Consider the following 4,448-nt stretch of genomic DNA (forward strand, 5'->3'; position numbering starts at 1 on the left):
GGCCATAGCCGCGAATCAGGGCCGGCACCGAGGCCAGCGCAACCGCCGCATCGACCCTGGCCGGGGCCAGCGATCCGGCGATGAGCTCCAGATCCGCCTCATACTGCGCCAGCAGCCGCCGCTCCATGCGCCGTTCGGCGGTGTAGCCGAACAGGTCGAAGGCGGTGCCGCGCAGGCCCTTCATCGCCGACAGCAGGCGAAAACCCTTCATCATCCACGGGCCGAAGCTGGATTTCCTAGGGCTTCCGTCATTGCCGCGACGGCCCATGATCGGCGGCGCGAGGTGGAATTCGAGCCTTTCGTAGCTCTGGAACTGCTTGCCCAGTTCGGCGGCGAAAGAGCCGTCCGTGTAAAGACGCGCCACCTCGTATTCGTCCTTGATCGCCATCAGCTTGAACAGGTTCCTGGCGGCGGCCTGCGACACCGTGGTCGACCCAGGTATGGCCTTCGCTTCGGCGGCGCGCAAAACGGCCAGTTTTTCGGCATAACGCCTGCCATAGGGGGCGTTCTGATAGGCTGTCAGGAAGGCGACGCGGCGGGCGATGATATCGTCCAGTGTCTCGGCGACATCCGTGCCCGGGCCGGCCTTTCCAGCGACGGCTGGACCCGGCTGGGCAACGAGGCCGCGCACGAATTCCGGCTGATGGGCAGCGCGACGTCCCCAGCGGAACGCGGCAACGTTCATCGCCACGGCTTCGCCATTGAGCTCGATCGCCTTCTCGACCGCCTCGGCGGACAGCGGCAGGCCGCCATGCTGGAAGGCAAAGCCGAGCATGAACATGTTGGCGCCGAGCGAATTGCCGAAAAGTGCCGTGGCGGTGCGGGTGGCGTCGAAGAAATGCGCCTTGTCGTCGCCCGCGGCCGCGCGGATCGCCTTCTTCAGGCGGCCTATCGGCAACGAGAAATCCGCCGAGCGGGCAAATTCGCCAGGCATGATCTCGGCGGTGTTGGCGACGAAGATGGTGTGGCCCTCGCGCACTGCGGTCAGCACCTTCTTGGCGCCCGAAACGACGAGATCGCAGCCAAGCACCAGATCGGCCTTGCCGGCCGAGACGCGGATGGCATGGATGTCGTCCGGCGTGCGGGCGATGCGGACATGCGTGAACACCGAGCCACCCTTCTGGGCGAGGCCGGCCATGTCGATCATGCCGCAGCCTTTGTCCTCGAGATGCGCCGCCATGCCGAGCACCGCACCGACGGTGACGACGCCGGTGCCGCCGACGCCGTCGATGATCGCCGCCCAGCCCTGCTCGCCAAGCGGGAATTGCGCCGGCACGGGCACGCCTTCCAGCGGATCGGCCTTGCCGGCAAGGCCCTCGGCCTTGCGGATCTTGGCGCCGTGCACAGTGACGAAGGAGGGGCAGAAGCCGTTGACGCAGGAGAAATCCTTGTTGCAGCTCGACTGGTCGATCTTGCGCTTGCGGCCGAATTCGGTCTCGACCGGCTGGATCGAGACGCAGTTCGACTGCACGCCGCAATCGCCGCAGCCCTCGCAGACCAGCTCGTTGATGAAGACCCGCTTGTCGGGATCGGGGAAGGTGCCGCGCTTGCGGCGGCGGCGTTTTTCGGCGGCGCAGGTCTGGTCGTAGAGCAGCACGGAGACGCCTTTGACATCGCGCAGCTCGCGCTGGACGAGATCGAGGTCGTCGCGGTGATGGATGGTGGCGCCGGCCGGGAATTCGGCCTTGCCGGCATATTTGCCGGGCTCATCTGTGACGATGGCGATTCGGTCGACGCCTTCGGCGCGCACCTGCCTGGCGATCATGTCGACGGTCAGGCCGCCTTCGTGCGGCTGGCCGCCGGTCATGGCGACGGCGTCATTGTAGAGTATCTTGTAGGTGATGTTGGCATCGCTCGACAGCGCGAAGCGGATCGCCAGCGTACCGGAATGGTTGTAGGTGCCATCGCCGAGATTCTGGAAGATGTGCTCGCGCTTGGAGAACGGCGCCTGGCCGACCCATTGCGCGCCCTCGCCGCCCATGGCCGTGAAACCGACGGTGTTGCGGTCCATCCACAGCGCCATGAAGTGGCAGCCGATGCCGGCCGCGGCGATAGAGCCGTCCGGCACCTTGGTGGACGAATTATGCGGGCAACCGGAACAGAAGAACGGTGTGCGCGAGCCGATGTCGGTGGCCTCGGTGAGCATTGCCTGGAACTGGCGCAGCTTCGCCACCCGCGCCGAAATCTCTTCGGACGGGCCGATGGTCCTGACGATCCTCTCGCCAAGCGCAATGGCGATCTCGTTGGGATCGAGCGCGCCCTTGGCCGGAAACAGCCAGTCGCCGCGCTCGTCCTTCTTGCCGATAATGACCGGTTGGGTGGCAGTGCCATAAAGGCTTTCGCGCAGCTGCACTTCGATCAGCGAGCGCTTCTCCTCGACGACGACAATGGTGTCGAGGCCGCGGGCGAAATCGGCGATGTGATGCAGGTCGAGCGGCCAGGGGCAGCCGACCTTGAACAGCCGCACGCCGATGCGGTTGGCGGCCGCCTCGTCGATGCCGATGTCCTCCAGCGCCTGACGGACATCGAGATAGCTCTTGCCCAGCGTGATGATGCCGATCTTCGGGTTGCGGCCGCCCGAATAGACGATGCGGTTCAGCCCGTTGGCAAGGATGAAGGCGGAAGCCGCGGCGCGCTTGTGCTCATGCAGCCGCTCCTCCTGACCGAGCATATCGATCTCGTGGCGAATGTTGAGACCGCCTGATGGCATGTCGAAATCCGGCACGACGATGTTCAGCCGCTCGAGCGAGGCATCGACCGAGGCCGTCGATTCGATGTTGTCCTTGACGCATTTGATCGCCGCCCAGGTACCGGCAAAGCGCGACATGGCAAAGCCGTAGAGCCCGTAATCGATGATCTCCTGGACACCGGCGGGATTGAGGATCGGCACCATCGTGTCGACGAACAGGAATTCGGTGGCGTGCGCATTGGTCGAGGATTCGGCCATATGGTCATCGCCCATCAGCGCAAGCACGCCGCCATGCTTCGACGATCCGGCGAGGTTGGCGTGGCGGAACACGTCGCCTGAGCGATCGACACCCGGTCCCTTGCCGTACCAGACCGAAAAGACGCCGTCATGAGTGCCCTCGCCCAGCAGTTCCGTCTGCTGCGTTCCCCAGCAAGCGGTGGCGGCAAGCTCCTCGTTGAGACCCGGCTGGAAGACGATGTCAGCCTGGGCGAGCTGTTTCTTCGCCTTCCAAAGCTGCATGTCGAGGCCGCCGAGCGGCGAACCGCGATAGCCGGAGACGAAACCGGCCGTGTTCAGGCCGGCGCGGCGATCACGCTCGCGCTGCATCAGCAGCATGCGGATGACCGCCTGCGCGCCGGACAGGAAGATGCGCTCCTTTGCGAGATCGAACTTGTCGTCGAGCGCGACGTCGTGCAGCGTCATCAGGCATTTCCTCTGCGGAGGCCACGCGGGGCAGGCAGCCAACGTCGGGGTCGGATGACGCATCCTTTCTCCCCTTGCAAGGCAGGTCAAACAAAATCGCAGATGCCAGGCAACGCGCACCGAACAGTCCGCGTCCATCCTGAATCGGGTATGAAACCGGTCCGCGGATATTGCCCGGCGCACGAAAATTTCAGCTGCGGCCCGGATGGCCGCGACGCGTCAGCCGCCCTTCGAGCAATCCGGCTTCGGTTCGCCCGGCAGCTTGCCGTCGGGATGGCCGACGAGATCGGGATTGGCGGTGTAGAGCTGGTCGATGACCAGCGGCCGGTCGGGCAGGATCGACTGGTCTTCCGTCGACATCAGCGTGGTGTCGATCTTCTGCAGGACCGCGCCGTCGGCGCCTTTGATGCTGATGGCAATCGCATAGGGCTTGTTCTTGACGACGCAGGTCAGTGCCGGGCTCTCCAGCGTCACCTTGTCGAGCTTCGGCCAGACCTTCTGCTCGACCACCAGAGGCGCGCCGCCGGCGGGATCCTGGAAGCTGGCGACCGCGACCTGGCCCTCTCCCATCGGCTTCAGCGGCCGCAGGGTCACGACATAAGTCGCCCTTGCGAGGCGGTAGTTGAAGACGAATATCTTGCCGGAAATCTCGAACAGCTTGCCTTCGTCATTGCCGGTATCGCGGCAGGCGCCCAGCGCAACGGCCGCGATGAGTGCCACGCCGACAAGGATCGAACGGGAAAGGCCGCTACGCATTCCTGACCTCATTTTCCGCCATGCGACGGCGACGATAGTGACGGCTTGCCTTCTGCCTGTTGCCACACACCGCCATGTCGCACCAAAGGCGGCTGGAATTGCGGCTTCTGTCGACGAACAGCCAGGTGCAATTGGGACAGATCCTCAGCCTCGCGACGGTGTCGTCACGCAGAAGCGACAACGCCAAAACCGCCAGTGCCGCCTCGAAAGCGATCGGCGTCAGGGGATCACCGAACGGCCTCCCCGGCGCACCGATCTCGGTCCGGCTGCCGGCAAGGCCATCGGCGCAGGCTCTCAGGAA

The 4,448-nt window shown here is 64.9% G+C and carries 3 protein-coding genes; all 3 read right to left on the minus strand.

Annotated features, from left to right (window positions below; translation table 11 throughout):
* The coding region (locus tag EN939_RS22450) for an indolepyruvate ferredoxin oxidoreductase family protein (protein ID WP_164751146.1) at nt 1-3,391 on the minus strand (3,391 nt) is incomplete at its 3' end.
* A 219-nt stretch (nt 3,392-3,610) separates the two neighbouring features.
* The gene (locus EN939_RS22455; RefSeq protein WP_127269757.1) at nt 3,611-4,147 is read right to left on the minus strand and encodes a hypothetical protein; all 537 of its coding nucleotides are present in this window, start codon (nt 4,145-4,147) and stop codon (nt 3,611-3,613) included.
* Nucleotides 4,140-4,448, minus strand: a 309-nt coding sequence (locus EN939_RS22460) for a CGNR zinc finger domain-containing protein (RefSeq protein WP_206528318.1), incomplete at its 5' end; no start/stop codon positions are given. The genes EN939_RS22460 and EN939_RS22455, both read right to left, overlap by 8 nt.

Source organism: Mesorhizobium sp. M7A.F.Ca.CA.002.05.1.1 (assembly GCF_003998335.1).
Lineage (GTDB): Bacteria > Pseudomonadota > Alphaproteobacteria > Rhizobiales > Rhizobiaceae > Mesorhizobium.